Source organism: Yersinia similis, from assembly GCF_001053095.1.
Classification (GTDB): Bacteria; Pseudomonadota; Gammaproteobacteria; order Enterobacterales; family Enterobacteriaceae; genus Yersinia; species Yersinia similis.
On record NZ_CGBP01000001.1, the window covers coordinates 57,130 to 81,571 of the forward strand.

Sequence of the window (24,442 nt, forward strand, 5' to 3'; positions counted from 1 at the left end):
GAAGGGAGCTACTTGGTACCAGGAGATAAAGCCTGAATGTTTAGTAACAATTCATCTGCCCTATCGGATGGTAGTTGCGCATCGACAGGTAAATACCACCAATTAGGCAGAGCAAAAGCCCGACACTTAACGGCATCTTTTTCTGTCATCAATAAGATTTGAGTGCCGGAAGTCAATAAGCTTAATTTTGCCAATGCATAATCCTGATGGTCAGCAAAAGCATGCTCATTTTCAGGTTTAATTCCTAACAAATTTAGCGTGGCAAAAAAGCGAGGAGGATGACCAATTCCGGCCATAGCAACGACATGCTGCAGTTGCTCCGCAGATTGGCGCTCCCCCGTAACCAGATTGACCGCCTGCCGCGCAACCAGTTGCATGGGGATCTCCCCCTCAGCAGCAAGGCCACCGTTGGTGATTACCGCATCTACTGACCGCAATCTTCCCTCCCGCTCCCGCATAGGGCCAGCTGGCAACCACCAGCCATTCCCAAAGCGACGGACACCATCAATGACGACCAACTCAAAATCACGCTGTAGCGCATAATGTTGTAAGCCGTCATCAGTAATGATGAAATCTACCACATGAGATTGCAGTAATTCCTTGATAGCCTCTGCACGCTTTGGTGACACAGCGACCGGTGCCCCCGTCCGCTGAAAGATCAGAACTGGTTCATCACCCGCCTGAGCGGTGGTGGTGTCATCAGACAGCAGTAGCGGGTAGACCGCTGATTTACCGCCGTAGCCACGAGACACGACACCCACACGATAGCCACGCTGTTGTAGCTGTTCAACCAACCAGATCACCACCGGTGTTTTACCGTTACCACCCGCAGTAAGATTCCCCACAATGATCACTGGAACCGGCGAACGCCATGCCGAACACAGCCCCAAGCGATAACTGGCCCGGATCAACCAGGTGACAGCACCATATAACCAGGACAATGGCAGCAGCAGTAAATACAGCCGCGATTGACCAGACCAGATACGCTCAATCATTGGCCAAACTGCATACGGTTGAGTTGCGCATAGACACCTTGCTGGGCCAGCAATTCAGCGTGCACACCACGTTCCACAATACGCCCGTCTTCAATGACCACGATCTCATCCGCTTTCTCGATAGTGGACAAGCGGTGGGCAATCACCAGAGAAGTACGGTTTTTTTGTAACTCATCTAGAGCGGCCTGAATGGCACGCTCTGATTCAGTATCCAACGCTGAAGTCGCTTCATCCAAAATCAATATCGGGCAGTTTCGCAGTAAAGCACGCGCAATAGCGATACGCTGACGTTGACCACCAGAGAGCATGATACCGTTCTCACCAATAACGGTATCCAAGCCATGTTCCATCTTATTGATAAAGTCCATGGCATACGCCATTCGAGCGGCTTCTTCAATTTCAGCACGGCTGTACTGTTCATCACGAGCGTAAGCAATATTATTAGCGACAGTATCGTTGAATAAGTGAACATTTTGTGAAACCAACGCGACTTGATTACGTAAGGCACCTAACCGATAATCTCTCAGATCATGCCCATCTAACAAAATGCTCCCTTCACTGACATCGTAGAAACGGGTCAGTAAGTTAGCAATAGTGGATTTACCTGAACCTGAGCGCCCAACCAATGCCACGGTTTTGCCTGCTTCAAGGTGTATATTGATATCATTTAGCGCAGGCGTATCCTTACCGGGATAATAGAAAGTCACATGACGGAATTCTATATCACCTTTCGCCCGTTCAACTTCAAGCTTGCCTTCGTCTTTTTCCTGCTCCATATCCAGTATGCTGAATAACGTCTGACAGGCTGCCATACCACGTTGGAACTGGGCATTAACATTTGTCAGCGACTTCAATGGACGCATCAGAGCAATCATCGCAGAGAATACAACGGTGATAGTACCGGCAGTCAACGTTTCCATTACACTTGGAAAACTTGCCGCATAAAGTACAAATGCCAAGGCAAAAGAGGCAATCAATTGAATGATGGGATCTGAAATAGAAGAGGCAGAAACCAGTTTCATCCCCTGCTGGCGCATACGGTTACTGACGGCATCAAAGCGCTCGGTTTCAACCTTCTGACCACCAAAGATCAAAACTTCTTTATGCCCTTTGAGCATTTGCTCAGCGCTGGTGGTCACTTCCCCCATAGTACTTTGCATATTCTTACTGATATTACGAAAACGCTTGGATACCAGACGGATCGAAATAGACACAATGGGTGCAATGACGATTAAAATCAGCGACAACTGCCAGCTGTAATAAAACATCATAATGAACAAACCAATGATAGAGGCCCCTTCCCGCACCACGGTCACCAATGCACTGGAGGAGGAGGCAGCTACCTGTTCAGAGTCATAAGTAATGCGCGACAATAAAGTGCCAGTCGATTGTTGGTCAAAGAAAGAAACGGGCATACCCATCATATGGCTGAATAAGCGACGGCGGATATGCATTACAACTTTACCCGACACCCAAGAAATACAGTAGCTTGAGATAAAGCCAGTTACGCCACGAATAACCATCAGGCCGATGACGGCCAAAGGCATCCATTTCAGAATTGAACTGTTCGAATTGCCAAACCCATCGTCCAGCAAGGGTTTCAGTAACGACAACATAAAAGTATCACTGGCCGCATTAAGGATTAATGCTATCGCCGCAACGATAAGACCGGTCTTATAAGGGGAGATCGTTGGCCATAGGCGACGAAAGGTCTGCCAAGTGGATAGATCTTTATCATTCATCATGCAAATACCAGCACCAGAAGAAATAGCGGCCCATTCTACTCATTATGACCTCTAACGCCAAACCGCTGGTGATACCAACGTGGCATTAATTGTTCCCGATAGCCTTTAACGAACCAAGTATCGCCGTAAAAATATACACTTAATTGCCCTGATATTGATGTATCACGCCAAATAATGCCATTTTTTTGATAGCGATTAATCACTTTTTTCGCAGGTAACCGCCATTGGTTATAACGAGCAACAGAAGCGAAGCCCAACTCTGGGCTAACTGCCCGCAGAAAAGGCGCGGTTGAAGAAGTATTACTGCCGTGATGTGGCACTTGCAGCACCGTTGATGCTAATTTCCCCCGGAAATCGTTCACCAACTGCCGCTCTCCTTGAGACTCAAGATCGCCGGTCAATAATATGCTATGTTTACCATCATTGATGCGAATGACACATGAGTCATTATTTTGAGCATTAAATACCTGTTCTTTCGGCCATAACACTTCAAAATCCAAACCTTGCCACCGCCATCTCTCACCCTGTTTACAAGGCAGAGTATTAGCTACGTTTTTTACGGAGAAAGGCGCACGTACGGTTGCCCATGGAAAAGCATCCAAGAGTACAGATAAACCGCCAGTATGATCCTGATGGTCATGGCTAAGGATAATCTGTTCAACAGTAATGCCACGCCATTTAAGGAACGGTAAAATGAAAATAGAGGCCATATTACCTGTAGGCCAATGATTGCCAGTGTCATAGATAATGGCTTTCCCCTCACGCTCAATCACCACAGCCAGACCATGCCCGATATCCAGCATATCCACACGCCAGTAATACTCATCACGCCGTTGAGTCAGTAATACCATATTAATGCACAGCACGACGACACCAAGAGGATGACTGCGCCACCACTGAAAGCGCCAGATAAATAATGCCAGCCAGCCACAATAAGCGATCGCAACAGAAGTCATACCAGTGTGTAACCAGCCTGCTTTTAGCTGATTAAGAGGAAATAGCACCACAGTCAACGAGATATCAGCCAAGAACCAGAATATATCAGCAGCAGGGAGTAATGCTAAAGCCAATGCCAATAATACGCAGGGCACGGTGAGCAATGAGACTATGGGGACCGCCCACAGATTGGCGGGTATAGAAAATAAACTTATACCGTGAAATAGCCCTATCTGTAACGGCATCAACAGTAGCATCATGCCAAACTGCAAATGAAACCAACGGATAACCAAGCCATACCAACCAGTCATGAAACGAGAAGAAATAGGGGCTAAGTGAAACCAACATATCAGGCTAAATACCGCCAGGCAGGAGAGCCAAAAGCTGTCTGATAATACGGCTAGCGGGTCGCTGACTAAAATTAGCCCCAGTACCCACCCCCACACCTGCCATGAGCTACATAAAACGCCGAACAAACGTAACAACAGCCACAGCGTTAACGCAATGGCGGCCCGGATTGCCGGAGAGTTTGCTCCCGCCAGCCAGACATAAATCATGGCAATCAGCCAGCCAATCAGTAGCGGTAGCAAAGGCCCAATCCAACTGACAGGAAAAAGAAACTGTATTAATCGGGCTAGCACTCCACCAAATAAGGCCGCCAGTGCGATATGTAAACCTGAAATCGCCATCAGGTGCGCAGTGCCGGTGTAGCGTAAGAGTGACCACTCTTCTTTGTTCAACTGCGATCTTTCACCAAAGGCCAGTGCTAACATGATCCGCCGCTGATCATATCCCACCAGCTGCTGCTCTACGCTACTGATAATTTTCTGACGAAGACTACACTCCGCATCCAGTAATTCAGCCTCAATGATTCGCCCTTGCAGTGGACGTCTGTTAGCCATAGCCCAGCGCTGACTGTCAAACCCGCCTTCATTCAATACGCTATGTACCGCTCTCATACGTAACCTAAACACCCACCGTTGTCCTGCACAGTATTGATCCAACCGCGCTGGCCACTTAACGTTGACTGCGATTGGAGGGAAAACCCGTTTTTCATTAATTTTCTGAATACTTATCACAACTTTCTGAGCGTCATCCCATGAAAGATATGAACTGTTTATTGTCGCAACTACCTGCTGATCCCCCTGAGTTAATGTTTCTATTTGCATCAGTATCCCATTGCCATGCCAAGTCCCCCACAGAAAGCTAATCACAGCCAGCGCTAAAAATTGGCAGTAACGATTGCGGCTTAACCACAAGAATGCACTTAGGGCTAATAGAGAACCAATAATGGTGGGCCCTGGCAGTTGATGCAGAAAAATAAGAGGCAAGACCCCAGCGGTTACAGCGGCGGCGGCCCGATCTGTTGATAATGCGATAAAAACCATCCCTGTTTTTACTCTTGAATAGCTTCGTTGCTATTCATCTTTGTCATCTGGCTGTTTACGCCATTTGGAATAGGTTGATTTTCAACATTGCGGACCAAGGACGCTAGCGCAAAAAGTAGAATTTCAACGCTGGCTCGTTAGCTATTTTAACTTGTTGCAGGAGTCGCCAAAAAAATGCGGGATGTATCGAAACCAGAAAAATGTTGAATGCCAGCGTGCATTAGTTAAAGAGTATTTATGGACCCGTATTTATGGGCGAGTGTTAATGAATGGATACATGCGAAGAAGTGCGTGTGGAAAAACACAGAGAAAAAGGTAGAAAAGAGAGTGAGTGTGACGATGGAGAGGATAACCGGTGGTCAATAAAACTATGTGATAAACAAGCTATTCAAGGAATTCGTTTTTACAGATATAACATTTACTTTTTACGCAAAAAAAAACGATGCCGATAAGGGCACCGTTTCGTATCAGCGTTTACATAATAACGCGGTAAGTTGTGAACAACTTAGCCGTAGATATTAGCGCGATCTCGCAATTCTTTACCTGGCTTAAAGTGTGGAACATACTTACCTTCCAGTTCAACTTTATCACCGGTTTTTGGATTACGGCCAACACGCGGAGCACGGTAGTGAAGAGAAAAACTGCCAAATCCTCGGATCTCAATGCGCTCACCTTCAGCTAGTGTTCCAGCCATATGCTCAAGCATTTCTTTCACTGCATCCTCAACGACCTTAGCAGGTACGTGAGATTGCTGGCCAGCAAGTCTTTCAATAAGTTCAGACTTGGTCATATTACCTCCAAGCTTTTCAGCTAAACTACCGTATTGGGGCGGAAGAATCGCCCCCCGTTATTATTACTCGCCTTTCGCAGCTTTGAACGCTTCAGCCATTGCGCTAGAGAAATTACTTTCTTCTGGCTTGGTGTTAACCGTAGCAATAGCATCTTTCTCATCAGCTTCGTCTTTAGCACGAACAGACAGGCTGATTACGCGGTTTTTACGGTCAACGCCAGTATATTTGGCTTCAACTTCATCACCTACGTTCAGAACCAGCGTCGCATCTTCAACGCGGTCACGAGTTGCTTCGGAAGCACGCAGATAACCTTCTACGCCGCCAGCCAATTCAACTGTAGCACCTTTAGCGTCAACTGCAGTTACTTTACCAGTAACAATAGCACCTTTCTTGTTAACAGACAGGTAGTTATTGAACGGGTCTTCTGCCAGTTGTTTCACGCCTAAGGAGATACGCTCACGTTCTGCGTCAACCTGCAGAACCACAGCTGCGATTTCGTCGCCTTTCTTGTATTCACGAACTGCTTCTTCGCCTGCAACGTTCCAGGAGATGTCAGACAGGTGAACCAGGCCGTCGATGCCGCCGTCCAGGCCGATGAAGATACCGAAGTCAGTGATAGACTTGATTTTACCTTCAACGCGGTCATTTTTGTTGTGGGTTTCTGCAAACAGCTGCCATGGGTTAGACTTGCACTGTTTCAGGCCCAGAGAAATACGACGACGTTCTTCATCGATGTCCAGAACCATAACTTCCACTACGTCGCCAACGTTAACAACTTTAGACGGGTGGATGTTTTTGTTGGTCCAATCCATTTCTGAAACGTGTACCAAACCTTCAACGCCTTCTTCGATTTCTACGAAGCAACCGTAATCAGTCAGGTTAGTCACACGACCAGTCAGCTTAGTGCTTTCTGGGTAACGTTTAGCGATAGCAACCCATGGATCTTCGCCCAGCTGTTTCAAGCCAAGGGATACACGAGTACGTTCGCGGTCGAATTTCAGAACTTTAACAGTGATTTCGTCGCCCACATTGACGATTTCGCTTGGGTGTTTAACACGTTTCCAAGCCATATCAGTGATGTGCAGCAAGCCATCAACGCCACCCAGATCAACGAATGCACCGTAGTCAGTCAGGTTCTTAACGATACCCTTGACTTCCATGCCTTCTTGCAGGTTTTCCAGCAGTTGATCACGCTCAGCGCTGTTCTCAGATTCGATAACTGCACGACGAGAAACAACGACGTTGTTGCGTTTCTGATCCAGCTTGATGACTTTGAACTCAAGCTCTTTGCCTTCCAGATGCAGAGTATCGCGAACTGGACGCACATCAACCAGTGAACCAGGCAGGAACGCACGGATACCGTTCAGTTCGACTGTAAAGCCGCCCTTCACTTTGCCGTTGATCACACCAGTAACGGTTGCAGCTTCTTCGTAAGCTTTTTCCAGCATCAGCCATGCTTCGTGACGCTTAGCTTTCTCACGGGACAGCAGAGTTTCACCGAAGCCGTCTTCAACAGCGTCCAGAGCCACGTCAACTTCGTCACCAACTTGAATTTCCAGTTCGCCTTGCGCGTTCTTGAACTGTTCTGCTGGAATTGCTGACTCAGATTTCAGACCAGCGTCAACCAGTACGATATCTTTATCAATAGAAACAACAACACCACGGACAATAGAACCCGGACGTGTTTCAATTGTTTTCAGGGATTCTTCAAAGAGTTGAGCAAAAGATTCTATCATGTTAATAATCTTCAGGATTCTTAAGTTTAACGTCCATCTAGCATCCCGCCGGATGGGGTTGTTTCACATGCCTCGCCACACATCCTTGCAACAAGGTTAAAGTGCTCTTCAATATTAATTTTAATAATTTTTAAAAAAATCGTATTGAGAGCGCAGAACTGACCGCATTGTCGTTATTTTTTCAACGGCAAGGCTAAAATTCGTTGGGCATAAGCCAGCGCCTGTTCGATCACCTGTTCGATGGACATACTGGTTGAATCCAGTACCAACGCATCCGCCGCAGGGACTAAAGGTGCAACAGACCGGTTACGATCACGGTTATCCCGCTCCTGTATCTCGGCCAAAAGACGTTCAAAGTTAACATTAAACCCTCTTTCCTGCAACTGTAGCATACGTCTGCGCGCGCGTTCTTGTGAACTGGCATCAAGAAATATTTTCACAGGTGCATCAGGAAACACGATAGTTCCCATATCCCGGCCATCAGCAATTAAACCCGGCGCTTCGCGAAAAGCTCGCTGACGACGCAGTAATGCTTCACGTACCCGGGGAAAAGCTGCCGCTTGGGATGCGATATTACCCACAGTCTCGGTTCGGATCTCATTGCTGACATCCTCACCTTCTAAAATAACTTGTAGCTGCCCATTCTGTGAAACAAAACGAACATCGAGATGTGCGGCAAGTGGTACCAATGCCTCTTCGGTGCTGATATCGACCTGATGATGCAAAGCGGCGAGTGCTAGCACTCGGTAAATCGCACCAGAATCCAGCAAGCGCCAGTTTAATGATTCAGCCAATGCTTTGCAAAGTGTACCTTTACCCGCACCACTCGGTCCATCAACGGTTATCACCGGGGCTATCGCCGTCATTTATCTCTCCTTTCGGTAGGCAAACCTCTCGTCTGCCCCCGGCAGGGCAAACATAGAGATAGCATTATACGCTGCATCAGTATGAACTGTTACCCTGAGTTGGTTCAGTTGCTGAAAATAAGACCATAGATTGTCGCTTGAAGTGTAGAAAAGATAGGGAGGATAGCCAGAAAAACATTTGCGATAGCGCTCTATTCGCTTACTCCTCGCCATTTATAAAAAAAATGAACAATGGGAGATATATCTTATAGAAACAGGCGGTTGATTCGCGCCCGTTTTAGTGTGATAGAACCTATCCCATCCAATTCAGGTGTTATCAGGCCAGTTGGCTCAGATGCGCAAACTGTTCGAAATAATCAGGAAAGGTTTTTGCGGTACATTTCGGATCAAGGATCGTCACGGGAGTGTCTGATAACGCGACCAGCGAGAAACACATCGCCATACGGTGGTCATCGTAGGTGCCTATATTTGCAGCGATTAGCTGCACAGGTGGAACCACGCGGATGTAATCTTCCCCCTCTTCCACTTCAGCACCCACCTTTCTCAACTCGGTTGCCATCGCCGTCAGCCGGTCAGTTTCTTTTACCCGCCAGTTATAGATATTGCGGATCGTCGTTGGGCCAGTGGCAAATAATGCCGTTGTCGCAATGGTCATTGCAGCATCAGGAATATGGTTCATGTCCATATCGATACCTTGTAGTTCACCACGGCTGCACTCGATATAATCGTCCCCCCACGTCACTTTCGCGCCCATTTTTTCCAGCACATCGGCAAATTTAGTGTCGCCCTGTACACTTTTCTTGCCAATACCGGTGACACGTACCGTTCCGCCCTTAATAGCCGCAGCAGCTAAGAAGTAGGAAGCCGACGAGGCATCACCCTCAACCAAATAAGTACCTGGTGAACGGTAGGTCTGGCCTCCTTTAATGTGGAAAATTTGGTAGTTTTCATGCCCCACGTCAATACCAAATGCTTTCATCAAGTGAAGAGTAATATCGATATAAGGTTTGGAAACCAGATCACCCAGGATCTGAATAGTCGTATCTTGCTCCGCCAGCGGGGCGGTCATCAATAAAGCGGTCAGGAACTGGCTGGAGACGCTCCCATCAACGGTTAACTCCCCCCCTCGGAAACCACCGCGTAAACGTAATGGCGGGTAATTTTCTTGTTCCAGATAATCGATCTGTGCACCGCCCTGACGCAGCGCATCCACCAAATGACCAATTGGCCGCTCCTTCATCCGAGGCTCACCCGTTAAGACGATATCGCTGTTACCCAAACATAACACCGCTGCCAAAGGACGCATGGCGGTGCCAGCATTGCCCAAGAAAAGCGACAATGGCCGGTCAGCCACTAATTTGCCCCCCAGACCATCAACCTCACAACACGTGCGATCAGCAGAAAGGCGGAAGTTCACCCCTAATGCCTGTAATGCATTGAGCATGTGGCGGATGTCGTCGCTGTCTAACACGTTATTCAACTGAGTGGTCCCTTCGGCCAACGCGGCCAGAAGCAATGCACGGTTAGAGACACTCTTCGAACCAGGTAAATTAACGGTGCCATTAACCAGGGCAATGGGTTGTAAGGTCAGGGATTCCTGCATGGGAAAAACATTCTCCAGTTTTGTATAGGCAACAGCCTCGCACAAAACGAAGCTGTTATTACAAATTAACGTGTTATTACGAATTAACGAGTTATTACACACGAACTCATTGTTGCAATAGACTCATCGACCTGGAGCGGATGGGTACCCGCTCCAGAAAAATCAGCCATGGCGGCGTTCAAAGTCAGCCATAAAGTCGGTTAAGGCTTTTACGCCTTCAATTGGCATCGCGTTATAGATAGAAGCCCGCATACCCCCGGCAACACGGTGGCCTTTTAAGGCCTGCAGACCTTGTGCTTCAGCTTCACTCAAGAACAGTTTGTCTAATGAAGTATCTGTCATTTGGAACGGAACATTCATCCAAGAACGGTTAGCAATAGCAACCTGATTGCGGTAGAAGCCCGTGCGGTCGATGGCACCGTACAATAACTCAGCTTTCGCCTGATTACGCTTTTCCATTTCACCTAAACCGCCCTGCTCTTTCAGCCATTTAAATACCAGGCCAGAAAGATACCAAGCGAACGTTGGCGGTGTATTGAACATCGAATCGTTATCTGCCAGTACTTTGTAATCCAGAATCGACGGCAACGCCGTGTGGGCTTTACCAAGTAAATCTTCACGCACGATAACCAGTGTCAAGCCCGCTGGGCCAATGTTCTTCTGTGCGCCAGCATAGATCACACCATAACGGCTAATATCGATAGGACGGGAAAGAATGGATGAGGAGTAATCGGCAACGACAATTTTATTGCCGAAATCAGGCTGTTCATTAATAGCAACACCGTCAATGGTTTCATTTGGGCAATAGTGCACATAGGCAGCATTATCGCTCAACTTCCATTGCTTCATTGGCTGAATACCTGTCAAGCCATTGTCATGGGTGGTGACATCAATAACATTAGGGGTGCAGTATTTTTGTGCTTCTTTAACCGCACTGTGCGCCCAATAGCCACCATCGATATAGTCAGCGCTGTTGCTGTCACCAAGTAAGTTCAATGGCACCGCAGCAAACTGCGCCCTGGCACCACCATGGCAAAATAACACTTTATAATTAGCCGGTATCTGTAATAGGTCACGCAGATCTTTCTCCGACTCTTCAGCAACCTGCATAAATTCTTTACTACGGTGACTAATTTCCATCACCGACGTTCCCAAACCATGCCAGTTACGTAATTCTTGTTCTGCACGACGTAATACTTCAACCGGTAACATTGCTGGACCAGCGCTAAAATTATAAACCTGTGTCATTTCCCCTCACCACGCTCTACTGAGATTGCCATCGTTATAACCCGTACCCCGGTTTTATCATTCGAGTCGGCCTGCTGCAACGGTTATACCCAAAATAATTCGAGTCGCAGGAAGGCAGCAAGGGAGAGACAAATAGGTTGGAACCGATTTGAACAGCATTTATGCTGTCCGAGGGTGAGCCTCAGGGATGAGACTCATTAATCCCGATGAGCTTATTTATTTTAAAGTCAACTACCAGTAAGTGACTGGGGTGACAAATCTGCTGGGAGCAGATTTGAACGCTGCTTGCAGCGGCCTCGCAGAGGCGAGGCCCAAGGACGGGCCGAATAATCGAGTAATAAGGGCTGCTCGCCCCCCCTACATCTTGAAGGACGACGGGTATAGATCATATGCCAATAGATAAACCCGTTAATAAACTAACACCACGTTGAGTATCGTAAGTCATCGTTGTATTCATTGTGATTCGTTGATTTACATGCCAAATCGCTCCCACAGATCCTGCGCCTTGATCGCTATATCCTGCAAGCCCGACACCAATAGAGACTTTAGAACCCGATTTTTGAGGAATAACCGCAGCAGCCATCGTCGCCGCTATTCCCGCGTTTAATTGTTTCTGCTTTTGATTAATATCTTTATCAAAACCGCCAAGTTTTCCATTAGAATAGGTTAAAAATTCATTGTTAAAAGTACGTTGGTACTCATTGATTTGAGAGTCTGTATATTGTTTTTCGGTATATATAAGGGTATAAACTGAAAGATCAGTATAGTTATTAGAATTATTTAACGTCACATCTATAAGATTATATACGTAATTAGTCTCTTCATTATACATAGCTAACAAAGATTCATCAGCGTAGATATTTGCATAATTATTAGCACTCTCCATGCCATTGTCAGTATAATTATTGCTTTCATTAGCAACCAATAATATTGAGTTGTCGGTATATTCATCAGTTGTATTCAACACAGCATCTAATGAGGCATCAGTATAATTATTTATATTTTCAGTGACAGTGAAAAAAGAGTTGTCAGAATATTCATTTGATAAATTCAGAACATCATCAAAGCTATCGTTTAACTGACTAACATTGATTGTATCTGTGTTCTCAACACCTTTTTTAACGCTGGTGATTTGTCTATCACCGATATTCAGTTCATCATCCCGTGTAGCAATCGAACCGCTACCCAATGCAGTTCCTCCTCCAGAGGATACCGAACCTATACCTAAGCTAGCACTATTATTACCGTTTGCTGCTCCGCCGATATTAACGACATTGTTCCCCGATGTACCGTTGCCGCTAACAGATACAGAATCTGTCAGAATGGAGTCTGTTGAATTACCGGATGTATTCCCACCGAACACCACGCTATTGGCAATCGAGGTTACTGAATCCCCCACGCCCATATTGCCAGAGCCGCCCAATACAGAGTTATCTTCAGTCAAATCATCTCGACCGATTCCATTCCCATCTATCACGTAGTTATTACTACCATTGATATTTGCGTCTGTGCTGTCAGTAACATTGTTTTCGCTCCCAAAAATGTCATTGTTTCCACCACCACTAATGGTGTTGTAGTGCCCTCCCGCGATAATATTATTATGCGTATCCATTAAATTATTTACAGAGCTAGCAATAATATTATTGTGATGACTGTTATGAAGACCATTCAGCGCCCCGGTGATCGTATTGTTATCACTGCCAACGAGCGTATTTTGATTGTCAACGCACCACGCTCCTGATGGGGACGTGGGATCCGAATAACAACTATTTTCATTACCGATAATATTGCTGTTGCTCTCTATAAGATTATTACCAATGCCAGACACCGTATTACTATCAGAATCCGTCAGAGTACTGCCCTGAGTGACAATAAGTAGGTTGTTGTTTGAGTTTATTAACGTGTTATTCTGCGCGCCGTAGAAGAGGCCATCTCCCAAGCTAATGGAGCTGATCGTATTGCCATCGCTACTTGCCAGGTTGTTACTCTGACCACCGTCTATCGTATTATTATGAGAGTCGATAAGATGATTACTAAATCCTCCCAACATCTCATTACCAAGACCGGTTAGTGTATTAATATCGTTATTACTGCTGGCATCAAAAATATTGATTGTACCATTGCCGTTATTATTGGTGCTGCCATTAATATTAGTATTGTTAGCTATCGCTATCGGCGAGGTAAATGCCGCGATTAACCAAGTGGCGATATATGTGCGTTGCATCCGTTGCATCCGTTTAATTTCCTTATTCATTAATTAATGCCAAAAGCAAAACCCGCTGCAACACCGACACCGCCTTCAGTGTCGGCAGAAACATTGACTCGCGTTATCGTTTTATGATTGATGTTCCAGTCGCCTCCCACAGCGAGTGCACTTTGCCCGCGATAAGCACCTATCGCCATCCCAAACGATTTTTCATATCCGAATTTTTGAGGAATACCTGACATCGCCATTGCACCAGAAATACCTGCATTAGTCTTATTAAAATTCTTGTTAACTTTATCACTAAGTTGATTGTATTTATCATCAACATAACTTTTAGCATCGGATAATGACGTTTCAAACGCTGTATTTACCGTCTTATCCGTATAGCTATTTACATCATAAATAATTGATGAAACCTTACTATCCACATAGTTATAGGTGTTATTTAGCGTTTCTTTCGATTTCCCGTCCATGTATGTTTTAGTTGTATTAAATATCTCAGCAGTTTTACTGTCAGTATAAGTATTTGCACTATTCAATGTTTCAGATGATTTATTATCAGTATAGTTATTTGCTGAATTTAGCGTTTCGGATGATTTGTTATCTGTGTATGTATTTGCATTATTAATTGTTTCAGTCGCTTTGTTATCCGTGTATGTATTCGCATTATTAAGTGTTTCGGTCGCGTTGTTATCCACATATATATTAGCGCTATTAAGTGTCTCACCAGCTTTAACAACCAGTTGACCGACATTCGCTGCATCGGTATCTACCACCCCCGCTTTAACACCGGTTATCTGGCGATCACCGATGTTCATTTCATCAGATCGTGTTGCATTGGAGCCGCTACCAATAGCAATTCCGCCATTCGTTGACATGCCGCCACCTACCGATACTCCATCCCCATCACTAACACTGCCATTCCCAATGACAACGCCATTTGTCGAGTTAGATAAGCTGCCACCGTTGCCAACAACCACACCATTTGTCGAACCGCCAAGCGAGTTATTATTCCCTACCGCAGTTCCATTGCCAATAACCCCCGTATTTAAATCACCGATATTGACATCCGCGAACACAGACCCAGAAAAAATTGCCGTGATGATAACAACCGATTTTTTAAAATTACTTTTTGTAAACATGTTTAATATCCATAAGTGCTATTAGGGTTTGCATTATTTTCACCCCGTTATATTTTGACACATTGATACCGACTCAATGGGGCGTCCATTCCATTACAACCATATTTTGGTTAATATTATCCAGAGAACATTCTCCTTCGGATATAACCAAAACCATTCTATCTATTGTTCTGCCTCGAATGAATTGCAAAAATGAGGAGAGGGGTTGCAATAAATGTCTGTCGGGAATTTTTATTTCTAAATGAATACCACGTCCATAGGACGTGGTATTCATTTAGAAATAAAAAGACCGTAGCCTTCGCAAAAGATTCACAGCATCAATATGCGTGGAATATTTTTTGAATTTCTTGTGGTTTTTGAGTTTGCGTTAGTGCTAACTGTAATAAAACCCGTGCTTTCTGTGGATTAAGTGCACCCGCAGCGACAAAGCCGTATTTAGCGTCATCAATTTCAGCACCTTCTGTGGTTAAACCACTGGGCACTCGAGACGAGCGCACAACTGCAACCCCGTGACTTGCGGCGGTTGCCAGCGTATCGAAAACCGTATGATAGAGATTGCCGTTCCCCACGCCAGCACTGACAATCCCCTGATAACCATCGGCAATCAATGCCTTGGCTGGGATGTCCGATGCATTAGCATAGTTATAAATAATACCAACTTTCGGTAATGTATTTAGCTTACTGATATCAAAAGCAGGTTGTTTTGCTGTTGGTTGATGCAAATAATTAACCTTGCCGTCATAGATATACCCCAATGGCCCTGTATTCGGTGATTGGAATGTTTGCACTGATGTGGTGTTAGTTTTTACCACATCACGACCAGTGAGTACGGTGTCATTCATTGCCACAAGCACACCCCGTTTAGCCGAGTCTGCTTCACTGGCGACCACCACCGCGTTGTAGAGGTTCAACGGGCCGTCTGCCCCTAATGCCGTTGCCGGACGCATTGCGCCGACTATCACTACGGGTTTATCACAATTGACGGTTAAATCGAGGAAATAAGCTGTTTCCTCTAAGGTGTCCGTCCCATGGGTTATGACAAAACCGTCTGTTTTAGTACAGTCTTCGTTGATTTTTTTCGCCAGAGTGAGCCAAACATCATCATTCATATCTTGTGAGCCGATATTCACCACTTGTTCGCCCTGAATATTAGCAATATCTTTTATGGCCGGAACGGCCTCTACCAGTGCTTCAACCCCCAATTTGCCAGCGGTATAATTGGATTTTGTGGCAGAATCACCTCCCCCGGCGATGGTACCCCCGGTTGCCAATAAAGTAATATTAGGTAGAGCAAAAGCCGGGCTGCTGATCCCTACAAATATTCCGGCGAGTACAGTTAGCTTTATGTATTTCATATAATTACCCCATTATTTATAAGCTAATTAATTATCCGGAATATCCATATGAAAACTGTGATATCTACTGTGCTTTCGGAATACATGGAGCTATTAACCAAAACCCCGTATGATTGCACGCTTTTAGTACCGCCAAAAAGTGAAGACAATGACGCAAACTTTTATTCCCGGCAAAGACGCTGCGCTGGAAGACTCCATCTCCCGTTTTCAGCAAAAACTGAACGACCTCGGTTTTAATATTGAAGAAGCCTCCTGGCTTAACCCTGTTCCTCACGTTTGGTCGGTACATATTCGCGACCGCGACTGCCCGCTGTGTTTTACCAACGGCAAAGGTGCCAGCAAAAAAGCGGCCTTGGCATCAGCTCTGGGCGAATATTTTGAGCGTTTATCCACCAACTATTTCTTCGCTGATTTCTATCTGGGCAAAGCCATCGCTGAAGGTGATTTCGTTCATTACCCAAACGAGAAATGGTTCCCGATCCCGGCGGATAATCTACTACCGGAAGGCATTCTGGATGAGCGTCTGCTGGCGTTTTACGATCCAGAACAAGAGTTGGTCGCCAGTGATTTGGTTGATTTGCAGTCGGGTAATACCAAACGAGGTATCTGTTCACTACCCTTTACTCGTCAATCAGATTTAGAAACTGTCTATATCCCGATGAATATTATCGGTAATTTGTATGTTTCAAACGGTATGTCAGCCGGGAATACCGCTAACGAAGCCCGCGTACAGGCGCTGTCTGAAGTTTTTGAGCGTTATGTGAAAAACCGCATTATTGCGGAGTCCATCAGCTTGCCAGAGATCCCCACGGAGGTATTGAATCGCTATCCAGACGTGGTGGAAGCTATCACTAAGCTGGAAGAAGAAGGTTTTCCTATCCTGTCTTACGATGCCTCTCTGGGGGGAGCTTACCCGGTTATCTGTGTCGTGCTGTTTAACCCGTCAAACGGTACCTGCTTCGCATCATTCGGCGCACACCCCGATTTTGGAGTGGCATTGGAACGCACAGTGACGGAGTTATTACAGGGCCGCAGTCTGAAAGATCTTGATGTCTTTACTGCACCGACCTTTGATGACGAAGAAGTGGCAGAACATACCAACCTGGAAACCCACTTTATCGATTCAAGCGGTCTAATTAGTTGGGATATGTTTAAGCAGGATGCAGATTACCCATTTGTTGACTGGAGCTTCAAGGGCACCACGGAAGAAGAGTTCGCGACATTGATGGCTATCTTCCAAGAAGAAGGTGCCGAAGTGTACATCGCAGATTATGAGCACTTAGGTGTCTACGCCTGCCGGATCTTGGTTCCGGGGATGTCTGATATCTACCCTGCCGAAGACTTGCTGATGGCGAACAACACCATGGGCGTGCATCTGCGTGAGACTTTACTGGCCTTGCCAGATACAGACTGGCAGCCAGCACAGTACCTGGAATTGATTCAGCTGATTGATGATGAAGGCTTGGATGATTTTGCCCGCGTGCGTGAACTGCTTGGTATCGCCTCCGGTAAAGATAATGGCTGGTATACTTTGCGGGTCGGCGAGCTGAAATCAATGCTGGCACTGGCGGGCGGTGATCTGGAGCAAGCGCTGATCTGGGTTGAATGGACACAAGACTTTAACTCTTCCGTCTTTACAGCAAAACAGGCCAACTATTACCGTTGCCTGCAAACGCTACTGCTATTGAACCAAGAACCCGATCGTGATCCAATGCAATATTACAATGCATTCGTCAAGATGTATGGTCAGGAAGCTGTCGATACCGCCTCAGCGGCATTATCGGGTGAGATTCGCTTCAACGGTCTGTTCAGTGTTGACGAAGATCTGAAAGCATTACCCGCTCATCAGGCTTTACTCGGCGCTTATGCTAAGTTGCAGGCGGCTAAACGTCGCCATTGGGCTAAAAGCGAGTAATACGGCTCTTCCTTACCGCTCCGCCAAGTTATTGAGTTTGTAGCTTGGCGACAAACGGACGGATCCCGAATCACTGACGCCTGTCAGTGATTCGGGCAAGAGTGATTCAGGTAAAAAACATGCCGCTACCCCCCTAGCAATACCCAGCCAAAAGGCGATAAGCCCCCCTACTCAAGATGAGAAAAACCTAAAGCGTCAGTACGTATTTTCACCACACCTTTTTATTTCGTTCTGGCTGTTGCTTATTTATTGTTGCAGTTATTCCTTATTAAAAATAAATACACTCATCTGAGTCTGGCTATTGTTTCTGTTATAAAAAACATTATTTTCTGACACCCAAATGACTTTTTTGAACAATTATTTTTTTCTAAAAAGGTAAAAAAGATACAGAGGTAAATAAATAGTTAATTTTTAATGAACAGCACCAATAAAAACAGCTACAAACCTCCCTTTTTTTTAACTTTCTCGGCAACGTTCAGGCTGTTAAATCAAAATTTTTTGCAAAAATTAAAATATTTTTTTCTGTTTAAAATCAATATAATAGATCGATAATCCCTATGAAAAACAAGGTTTAAGGGTAAGCTAAACTCGCCCAATATGATCCATATCAATTTTCACGCTATACTGCTTTGCTAGTATCTCACTGTGCTTTATTAACCCTATAAGAGAGAGTTAGTGTGAAAGCTGACAACCCCTTCGATGCATTATTACCTTCGGCAATGGCTAAAGTAGCTGAAGATGCTGGTGTCTATAAAGCCACCAAGCATCCGATGAAAACTTTTTATTTAGCGATTACCGCGGGTGTCTTTATTTCCATTGCGTTTGTTTTTTATATTACAGCAACCACCGGTACTGCAGGTGTCCCTTTTGGCTTTGCCAAACTGGTCGGTGGTATTTGTTTCTCCCTAGGGCTAATGTTAGTCGTGGTGTGTGGAGGTGATCTTTTCACTTCAACTGTGCTTACCACTGTTGCCAAAGCCAGTGGCCGTATCACCTGGCGTCAGTTGGCAACTAACTGGGTTAATGTCTATATTGGGAACTTGTTCGGCGCACTGTTCTTCGTCGGCCTTATCTGGTTTGCAGGCCAATATACCGTGGCAAATGGCCAATGGGGCTTGAATGTTCTGCAAACGGCAGAACACAAATTGCACCACACTTTTATTGAGGCAGTGTGTTTAGGTATTTTGGCTAACTTGATGGTTTGCCTGGCGGTTTGGATGAGTTACTCCGGCCGTACCATAACAGACAAAATGTTGGCGATGATTTTACCGGTGGGAATGTTTGTTGCCAGCGGTTTTGAGCACAGCATCGCCAATATGTTTATGATCCCGTTGGGTATTGTGATTAAAAACTTTGCTTCACCTGAGTTTTGGCAAGCCATCGGTTCAGCACCTGAGCAATTCGCTCACTTGACCGTAAGTAACTTTATTATTGATAACCTGATCCCAGTCACCATAGGCAACATCATTGGTGGCGGACTACTGGTAGGGTTGACTTATTGGGTAATTTATCTGCGCGGTGACCAGCAACATTAACGTGTGGCCGCTACGTCTGGTTTTCGAGAAATTAACATTAAAAGGTAGATGCATTATGACCGAACTTAATGAGAAATTGGCCAAAGCATGGCACGGTTTTACCAAGGGTGATTGGCAGAATGAAGTCAACGTTCGTGACTTTATCCAGAAAAACTACACCCCTTATGAAGGTGATGAATCCTTCCTTGCCGGCTCTACCGAAGCGACCGACAAGCTGTGGGCGCAAGTTATGGAAGGTATTAAACTGGAAAACCGCACCCATGCGCCAGTGGATTTCGATACCGACGTAGCATCAACCATTATCTCCCACGATGCAGGCTACATTAATAAAGATCTGGAAACTGTCGTTGGTTTACAGACTGAAGCGCCATTGAAACGTGCTCTGATCCCATTCGGCGGCATCAAAATGGTCGAAGGCTCTTGCAAAGTTTATGGTCGTGAGCTTGATCCACAACTGAAAAAAGTCTTTACCGAATACCGTAAAACACATAACCAAGGTGTGTTTGACGTTTATACCAAAGACATCCTGAACTGCCGTAAATCTGGTGTGCTGACTGGCTTGCCAGATGCGTATGGACGTGGTCGTATCATCGGTGACTACCGTCGTGTTGCGGTATACGGTATCGACTTCCTGATGAAAGACAAACTGGCTCAGTTCAATTCACTGCAGGCAGATTTGGAAAACGGCAAAGATCTGGAAATGACTATCCAGTTGCGCGAAGAAATTGCTGAACAGCATCGCGCCCTGGCTCAAATCAAAGAGATGGCGGCTAAATACGGCTGTGATATTTCAGGTCCGGCGACTAACGCCCGTGAAGCAGTTCAGTGGACTTACTTCGGCTATTTGGCTGCAGTTAAATCCCAGAACGGCGCAGCAATGTCCTTCGGCCGTGTTTCTACCTTCCTTGATGTGTACATCGAACGTGACATGAAAGAAGGTAAACTGACTGAAATCGAAGCGCAGGAACTGATTGACCATTTGGTTATGAAACTGCGTATGGTTCGCTTCCTGCGTACGCCTGAATATGATGAGCTGTTCTCTGGTGACCCAATCTGGGCAACCGAGTCTCTGGCAGGTATGGGCGTTGATGGGCGTACTTTGGTCACTAAAACCAGCTTCCGCTTCCTGAATACCCTGTATACCATGGGGCCATCTCCAGAGCCGAACATGACCATTCTGTGGTCTGAGAAGCTGCCACTGAATTTCAAAAAATATGCGGCTAAAGTGTCTATCGATACTTCATCTGTACAGTATGAAAACGATGACCTGATGCGTCCTGACTTCAACAACGATGACTACGCTATCGCGTGTTGTGTCAGCCCAATGATTGTGGGTAAACAAATGCAGTTCTTCGGCGCCCGTGCCAACTTGGCTAAAACCATGTTGTACGCAATCAACGGCGGCGTTGACGAAAAAATGAAGATCCAGGTGGGCCCGAAAGAAGCGCCAATGATGGATGAAGTGCTGGACTATGAAAAAGTCATGGAACGCATGGATCACTTTATGGATTGGCTGGCTAAACAATACGTTACTGCGTTGAACATCATTCACTACATGCATGATAAGTACAGCTATGAAGCTGCACTGATGGCGCTGCATGACCGTGATGTTTACCGTACTATGGCATGTGGTATTGCAGGTCTGTCTGTTGCTGCTGACTCCCTGTCCGCTATCAAATATGCCAAAGTAACCACTATCCGTGATGCTGATGGCCTGGCTGTTGACTTCAACATTGAAGGCGAATATCCACAGTTTGGTAACAACGACTCACGTGTTGATGATATTGCCTGTGATCTGGTTGAGCGCTTCATGAAGAAAATTCAGAAGCTGCGTACTTACCGCAACGCGGTTCCAACTCAGTCCGTGCTGACCATCACGTCTAACGTTGTTTATGGTAAGAAAACAGGTAACACCCCAGATGGCCGCCGTGCTGGTGCTCCATTTGGCCCAGGTGCTAACCCAATGCACGGTCGTGACCAAAAAGGTGCGGTTGCCTCTCTGACTTCCGTGGCTAAACTGCCGTTTGCTTACGCGAAAGATGGTATCTCATACACCTTCTCTATCGTGCCAAACGCACTGGGTAAAGATGATGAAGTCCGTAAAGCTAACCTCGCTGGTCTGATGGATGGCTACTTCCATCACGAAGCGTCCATCGAAGGTGGCCAACACCTGAACGTGAACGTAATGAACCGTGAGATGCTGTTAGACGCGATGGAAAACCCGGAAAAATATCCGCAGTTGACTATTCGTGTATCTGGTTATGCTGTTCGCTTCAACGCGCTGACCAAAGAACAGCAGCAGGATGTAATTACCCGTACCTTTACACAGTCAATCTAATTTTTTGATGCAGTAAGGTGTTACAACATTAAAGGCTCCATATTTTATGGGGCCTTTATTTATTCAGGGTAGGAAATACCGGCTATATTGATGAGTGGATGAAAAATTCAAATATCACTATTTTGAACCGTATTCCTTCATTTCATCGAATGTTCTGGTGAACTGATGTGTACGGTCGATCTCTTTATATTCAATATCACTGATATCGGTACGCTGATAGCCAATAACCGGATAAACTCCATACCAGTTATCTATCTCCATTATTTTCAACCAGTTAGAATCCAAGCCGAACTCTGACGATGACTCACCATTGGTTAATCGCTGAACAGATTCAGTGTAGTTATTGATTAATTTTTCATAGTAATGATTATTGACCAGATAGCTGTTAGCCAAGTAGGCGAAATTTACTTTAAAAAAATTCTCATCAATAGCATTAACGATATAATAACTCGCGGATAAAAATGCAGCATCCCAGCGAATACTATTCAGTTTAGAGAAGAATTTGTTTGTCCGAATAATGGTTTCATCGTCATCGTCGAAGATCATGTCGTCTTCAAGTACCAAAATATTTTTCCAATTATTCTCTTGCGCCATTTTTAATACTGCAAGATGTGATTTTGCACAACCGATAAAACCTGACCCCGATCTTATTGCTTCAAAGCGGATTATTTTTTCAGGTGGAAAGCATACTTTTTCCAGTTCTTTTTTGATGTGCTCATTTCTATCCGTACGTTCCTTCAAATTAATGTAAACAACTTTGTCTACTAAAGACCAATTCCAATTTCCATTCATTAGTAAAACTCCATTTACATCTATACCAAAATAATTCCAGTTACAGGAAGGCAGCTACCGTACATGCATCTTGAAGTATGGCGGGTATAATTTTCCTGCCTATTATTACATAGAGCGTAGTTTGCCTACAATAACAGAACTGTATGAAATACACTCACCACATCGTTACATTAACGATTGGAAAATATTCAATTACCAATAAATACAGTCAGTTGATAGTACCCCTTAAGTTTTTAACTTAAAAACAGTCAAGTCTCCACGTTTTATGCTGTAACACACATCTTAGCAAGAGTTATGCCATAAGAATTCATCCATCAGGTCATTGTTTTTATAAGAATGGTTTAATTTATGACTAATGGCATTATTTATAGTGAATAAACAGCGTGACCAGACACTCATTGATCATAAAAATCCCAGTAAAAAATAGCATTATTTTTCATCTGATGTAATAGCTCCGTTGAGACAGCGGTGGTCGAAAAATGAAAACAAATTCTAGGGTGAAGTTATCTGAAATAAGGCCATTATTTTGATAATATACTGATGCTTATCAAGAGACAAAAATGGAAGACGTAGTCCGTTTCCTGCCTCTAAAACTATTCCATCTGATAAGGCAGCGAAGTACAGACTTACCGTTTAAGTCAAACTATAGTTAACAGCATAAAAGACGGAGGTCAGTGAAACCCCATATCCTTAATTACTGGGCTATACCTGAGCTGAGGCACATATACGCCACGCTTTTTATAGTAAATAGAGGTAATATTTACACTAGAAAAAATTTAAGGCTCTCCGCAATACAACAAATGATGACGTATCTACGCGTCTTGTAAAATGCAAAGGTACTGAGTCCCATAAAGGAGTGTCTATATCATGCCTACCATTCAGCACCAAACAGTACTAACTGGAACTTTATGAACAAGATAACCGATTGTATTACAACAGACCCCTCCGATCTTGTAGAGGATAAGAAGCCTGTGCTTGGTCGTATTCATTCATTCGAATCCTGTGGCACTGTTGATGGCCCAGGCATTAGATTTATCGTATTCTTCCAAGGCTGCCTAATGCGCTGCCTGTATTGTCACAACCGAGATACCTGGGACACCCACGGTGGCAAAGAGGTGACAGTTGAAGAATTAGTTAAAGAAGCGGTTACCTATCGCCACTTTATGAATGCTTCAGGTGGCGGTGTCACTGCCTCTGGTGGCGAGGCCATATTGCAGGCTGAGTTTGTCCGCGATTGGTTCCGAGCCTGTCACAAAGAAGGTATTCACACCTGTTTGGATACCAATGGCTTTGTACGCAGGTATGATCCCGTCATTGATGAGCTGTTGGATGCGACAGATTTAGTCATGTTGGATTTAAAACAGATGGATGACAGCATTCACCAGAACTTGGTTGGCGTATCCAATCACCGGACCTTAGAGTTTGCCCGTTATCTGGCAAAGCGTAACCAGAAAACCTGGATCCGCTATGTCGTGGTACCAGGCTGGTCCGACGATGATAAATCAGCACATATGCTGGGTGAATTTACTCAGAACATGAGCAATATAGAAAAAATAGAATTACTGCCTTACCACGAACTGGGTAAGCACAAATGGATTGCGATGGGGGAAGAATACAAGCTTGATGGCGTCAAACCGCCAACAAAAGAGATTATGGATCGCGTGAAAGGTATTTTGGAAAGCTATGGCCACAAAGTTATTTACTGATTTAGAACCCTGTGCTGATGTATGTATTTACTAATACATGTTATTTGACTCATGCATACTGCTTGCTCATGGGCATTAAGTTTGGCCTAACAACTGCCGCCATACTGGATGAATCCGCTGGCGGCGTTGTCTCATATATTGATAC

16 protein-coding genes are annotated in these 24,442 nt (G+C 45.1%); 4 read left to right on the plus strand and 12 right to left on the minus strand.

Annotated features, from left to right (window positions below; translation table 11 throughout):
- Positions 1–8: 8 nt before the first annotated feature.
- The 11 genes from lpxK to ansB form a co-directional block, all read right to left on the minus strand.
- Positions 9–995 carry a tetraacyldisaccharide 4'-kinase gene (lpxK, locus tag AC971_RS00230; RefSeq protein ID WP_025383315.1) on the minus strand — a complete coding sequence of 329 codons (987 nt, stop codon included), beginning with the start codon at positions 993–995 and terminating at the stop codon, positions 9–11.
- A complete protein-coding gene (gene msbA, locus AC971_RS00235) occupies positions 992–2,740 on the minus strand; it encodes a lipid A ABC transporter ATP-binding protein/permease MsbA (RefSeq protein WP_025383314.1) in 1,749 nt (582 codons plus the stop codon). Before msbA ends, lpxK begins: the two co-directional genes overlap by 4 nt.
- Positions 2,741–2,775: 35 nt before the next feature.
- Positions 2,776–5,064, minus strand: coding sequence for a ComEC family protein (locus AC971_RS00240; protein ID WP_025383313.1), 2,289 nt, complete (start codon positions 5,062–5,064; stop codon positions 2,776–2,778).
- A 505-nt stretch (positions 5,065–5,569) separates the two neighbouring features.
- Positions 5,570–5,854, minus strand: a complete 285-nt coding sequence (ihfB, locus tag AC971_RS00245) for an integration host factor subunit beta (protein ID WP_002211322.1) — start codon at positions 5,852–5,854, stop codon at positions 5,570–5,572.
- 63 nt (positions 5,855–5,917) lie between these two features.
- The gene (gene rpsA / locus AC971_RS00250) at positions 5,918–7,591 is read right to left on the minus strand and encodes a 30S ribosomal protein S1 (RefSeq protein ID WP_011192057.1); all 1,674 of its coding nucleotides are present in this window, start codon (positions 7,589–7,591) and stop codon (positions 5,918–5,920) included.
- Between the two features lie 173 nt (positions 7,592–7,764).
- The gene (cmk, locus tag AC971_RS00255) at positions 7,765–8,457 is read right to left on the minus strand and encodes a (d)CMP kinase (RefSeq protein WP_025383312.1); all 693 of its coding nucleotides are present in this window, start codon (positions 8,455–8,457) and stop codon (positions 7,765–7,767) included.
- A gap of 316 nt (positions 8,458–8,773) precedes the next feature.
- Complete coding sequence (gene aroA, locus AC971_RS00260) at positions 8,774–10,060, minus strand: 3-phosphoshikimate 1-carboxyvinyltransferase (protein ID WP_025383311.1); 1,287 nt, start codon at positions 10,058–10,060, stop codon at positions 8,774–8,776.
- A 162-nt stretch (positions 10,061–10,222) separates the two neighbouring features.
- On the minus strand, positions 10,223–11,308 hold the full coding sequence (serC, locus tag AC971_RS00265; protein ID WP_025383310.1) for a 3-phosphoserine/phosphohydroxythreonine transaminase: 1,086 nt from the start codon (positions 11,306–11,308) through the stop codon (positions 10,223–10,225).
- A 385-nt stretch (positions 11,309–11,693) separates the two neighbouring features.
- The gene (locus AC971_RS00270) at positions 11,694–13,541 is read right to left on the minus strand and encodes a YadA C-terminal domain-containing protein (protein ID WP_025383309.1); all 1,848 of its coding nucleotides are present in this window, start codon (positions 13,539–13,541) and stop codon (positions 11,694–11,696) included.
- Positions 13,542–13,561: 20 nt separating this feature from the next.
- The gene (locus tag AC971_RS00275) at positions 13,562–14,656 is read right to left on the minus strand and encodes a YadA-like family protein (RefSeq protein ID WP_025383308.1); all 1,095 of its coding nucleotides are present in this window, start codon (positions 14,654–14,656) and stop codon (positions 13,562–13,564) included.
- A 317-nt stretch (positions 14,657–14,973) separates the two neighbouring features.
- Positions 14,974–16,011, minus strand: coding sequence for an L-asparaginase 2 (gene ansB / locus AC971_RS00280; protein ID WP_025383307.1), 1,038 nt, complete (start codon positions 16,009–16,011; stop codon positions 14,974–14,976).
- Between the two features lie 148 nt (positions 16,012–16,159).
- Here ansB and ycaO point away from each other — a divergent pair, with 148 nt between their 5' ends.
- The 3 genes from ycaO (at position 16,160) to pflB (ending at position 21,799) form a co-directional block, all read left to right on the plus strand.
- Positions 16,160–17,926: a 30S ribosomal protein S12 methylthiotransferase accessory factor YcaO gene (ycaO, locus tag AC971_RS00285; RefSeq protein WP_025383306.1), complete on the plus strand. Its 1,767-nt coding sequence runs from the start codon at positions 16,160–16,162 to the stop codon at positions 17,924–17,926.
- A 677-nt stretch (positions 17,927–18,603) separates the two neighbouring features.
- On the plus strand, positions 18,604–19,461 hold the full coding sequence (focA, locus tag AC971_RS00290; protein WP_025383305.1) for a formate transporter FocA: 858 nt from the start codon (positions 18,604–18,606) through the stop codon (positions 19,459–19,461).
- Positions 19,462–19,516: 55 nt separating this feature from the next.
- Complete coding sequence (pflB, locus tag AC971_RS00295; protein WP_025383304.1) at positions 19,517–21,799, plus strand: formate C-acetyltransferase; 2,283 nt, start codon at positions 19,517–19,519, stop codon at positions 21,797–21,799.
- A 117-nt stretch (positions 21,800–21,916) separates the two neighbouring features.
- Here pflB and AC971_RS00300 read toward each other — a convergent pair whose 3' ends face one another.
- Positions 21,917–22,591: a glycosyltransferase family 25 protein gene (locus AC971_RS00300; protein ID WP_025383303.1), complete on the minus strand. Its 675-nt coding sequence runs from the start codon at positions 22,589–22,591 to the stop codon at positions 21,917–21,919.
- A gap of 971 nt (positions 22,592–23,562) precedes the next feature.
- On the opposite strand from AC971_RS00300, the gene pflA reads away from it, so the two are divergent.
- Positions 23,563–24,297 (plus strand): pyruvate formate lyase 1-activating protein, encoded by a 735-nt coding sequence (gene pflA, locus AC971_RS00305; RefSeq protein WP_025383302.1) that lies wholly within the window; start codon positions 23,563–23,565, stop codon positions 24,295–24,297.
- Positions 24,298–24,442 lie beyond the last annotated feature (145 nt).

Bases quoted from the DNA above. Each gene is read 5' to 3' on its own strand.
- AC971_RS00275 (WP_025383308.1), bottom strand. From the start codon at position 14,656: ATGTTTACAAAAAGTAATTTTAAAAAATCGGTTGTTATCATCACGGCA.
- AC971_RS00270 (WP_025383309.1), bottom strand. From the start codon at position 13,541: ATGCAACGGATGCAACGCACATATATCGCCACTTGGTTAATCGCGGCA.
- ansB (WP_025383307.1), bottom strand. From the start codon at position 16,011: ATGAAATACATAAAGCTAACTGTACTCGCCGGAATATTTGTAGGGATC.
- msbA (WP_025383314.1), bottom strand. From the start codon at position 2,740: ATGATGAATGATAAAGATCTATCCACTTGGCAGACCTTTCGTCGCCTA.
- ycaO (WP_025383306.1), top strand. From the start codon at position 16,160: ATGACGCAAACTTTTATTCCCGGCAAAGACGCTGCGCTGGAAGACTCC.
- aroA (WP_025383311.1), bottom strand. From the start codon at position 10,060: ATGCAGGAATCCCTGACCTTACAACCCATTGCCCTGGTTAATGGCACC.
- cmk (WP_025383312.1), bottom strand. From the start codon at position 8,457: ATGACGGCGATAGCCCCGGTGATAACCGTTGATGGACCGAGTGGTGCG.
- pflB (WP_025383304.1), top strand. From the start codon at position 19,517: ATGACCGAACTTAATGAGAAATTGGCCAAAGCATGGCACGGTTTTACC.
- lpxK (WP_025383315.1), bottom strand. From the start codon at position 995: ATGATTGAGCGTATCTGGTCTGGTCAATCGCGGCTGTATTTACTGCTG.
- AC971_RS00300 (WP_025383303.1), bottom strand. From the start codon at position 22,591: ATGAATGGAAATTGGAATTGGTCTTTAGTAGACAAAGTTGTTTACATT.
- ihfB (WP_002211322.1), bottom strand. From the start codon at position 5,854: ATGACCAAGTCTGAACTTATTGAAAGACTTGCTGGCCAGCAATCTCAC.
- rpsA (WP_011192057.1), bottom strand. From the start codon at position 7,591: ATGATAGAATCTTTTGCTCAACTCTTTGAAGAATCCCTGAAAACAATT.
- AC971_RS00240 (WP_025383313.1), bottom strand. From the start codon at position 5,064: ATGGTTTTTATCGCATTATCAACAGATCGGGCCGCCGCCGCTGTAACC.
- serC (WP_025383310.1), bottom strand. From the start codon at position 11,308: ATGACACAGGTTTATAATTTTAGCGCTGGTCCAGCAATGTTACCGGTT.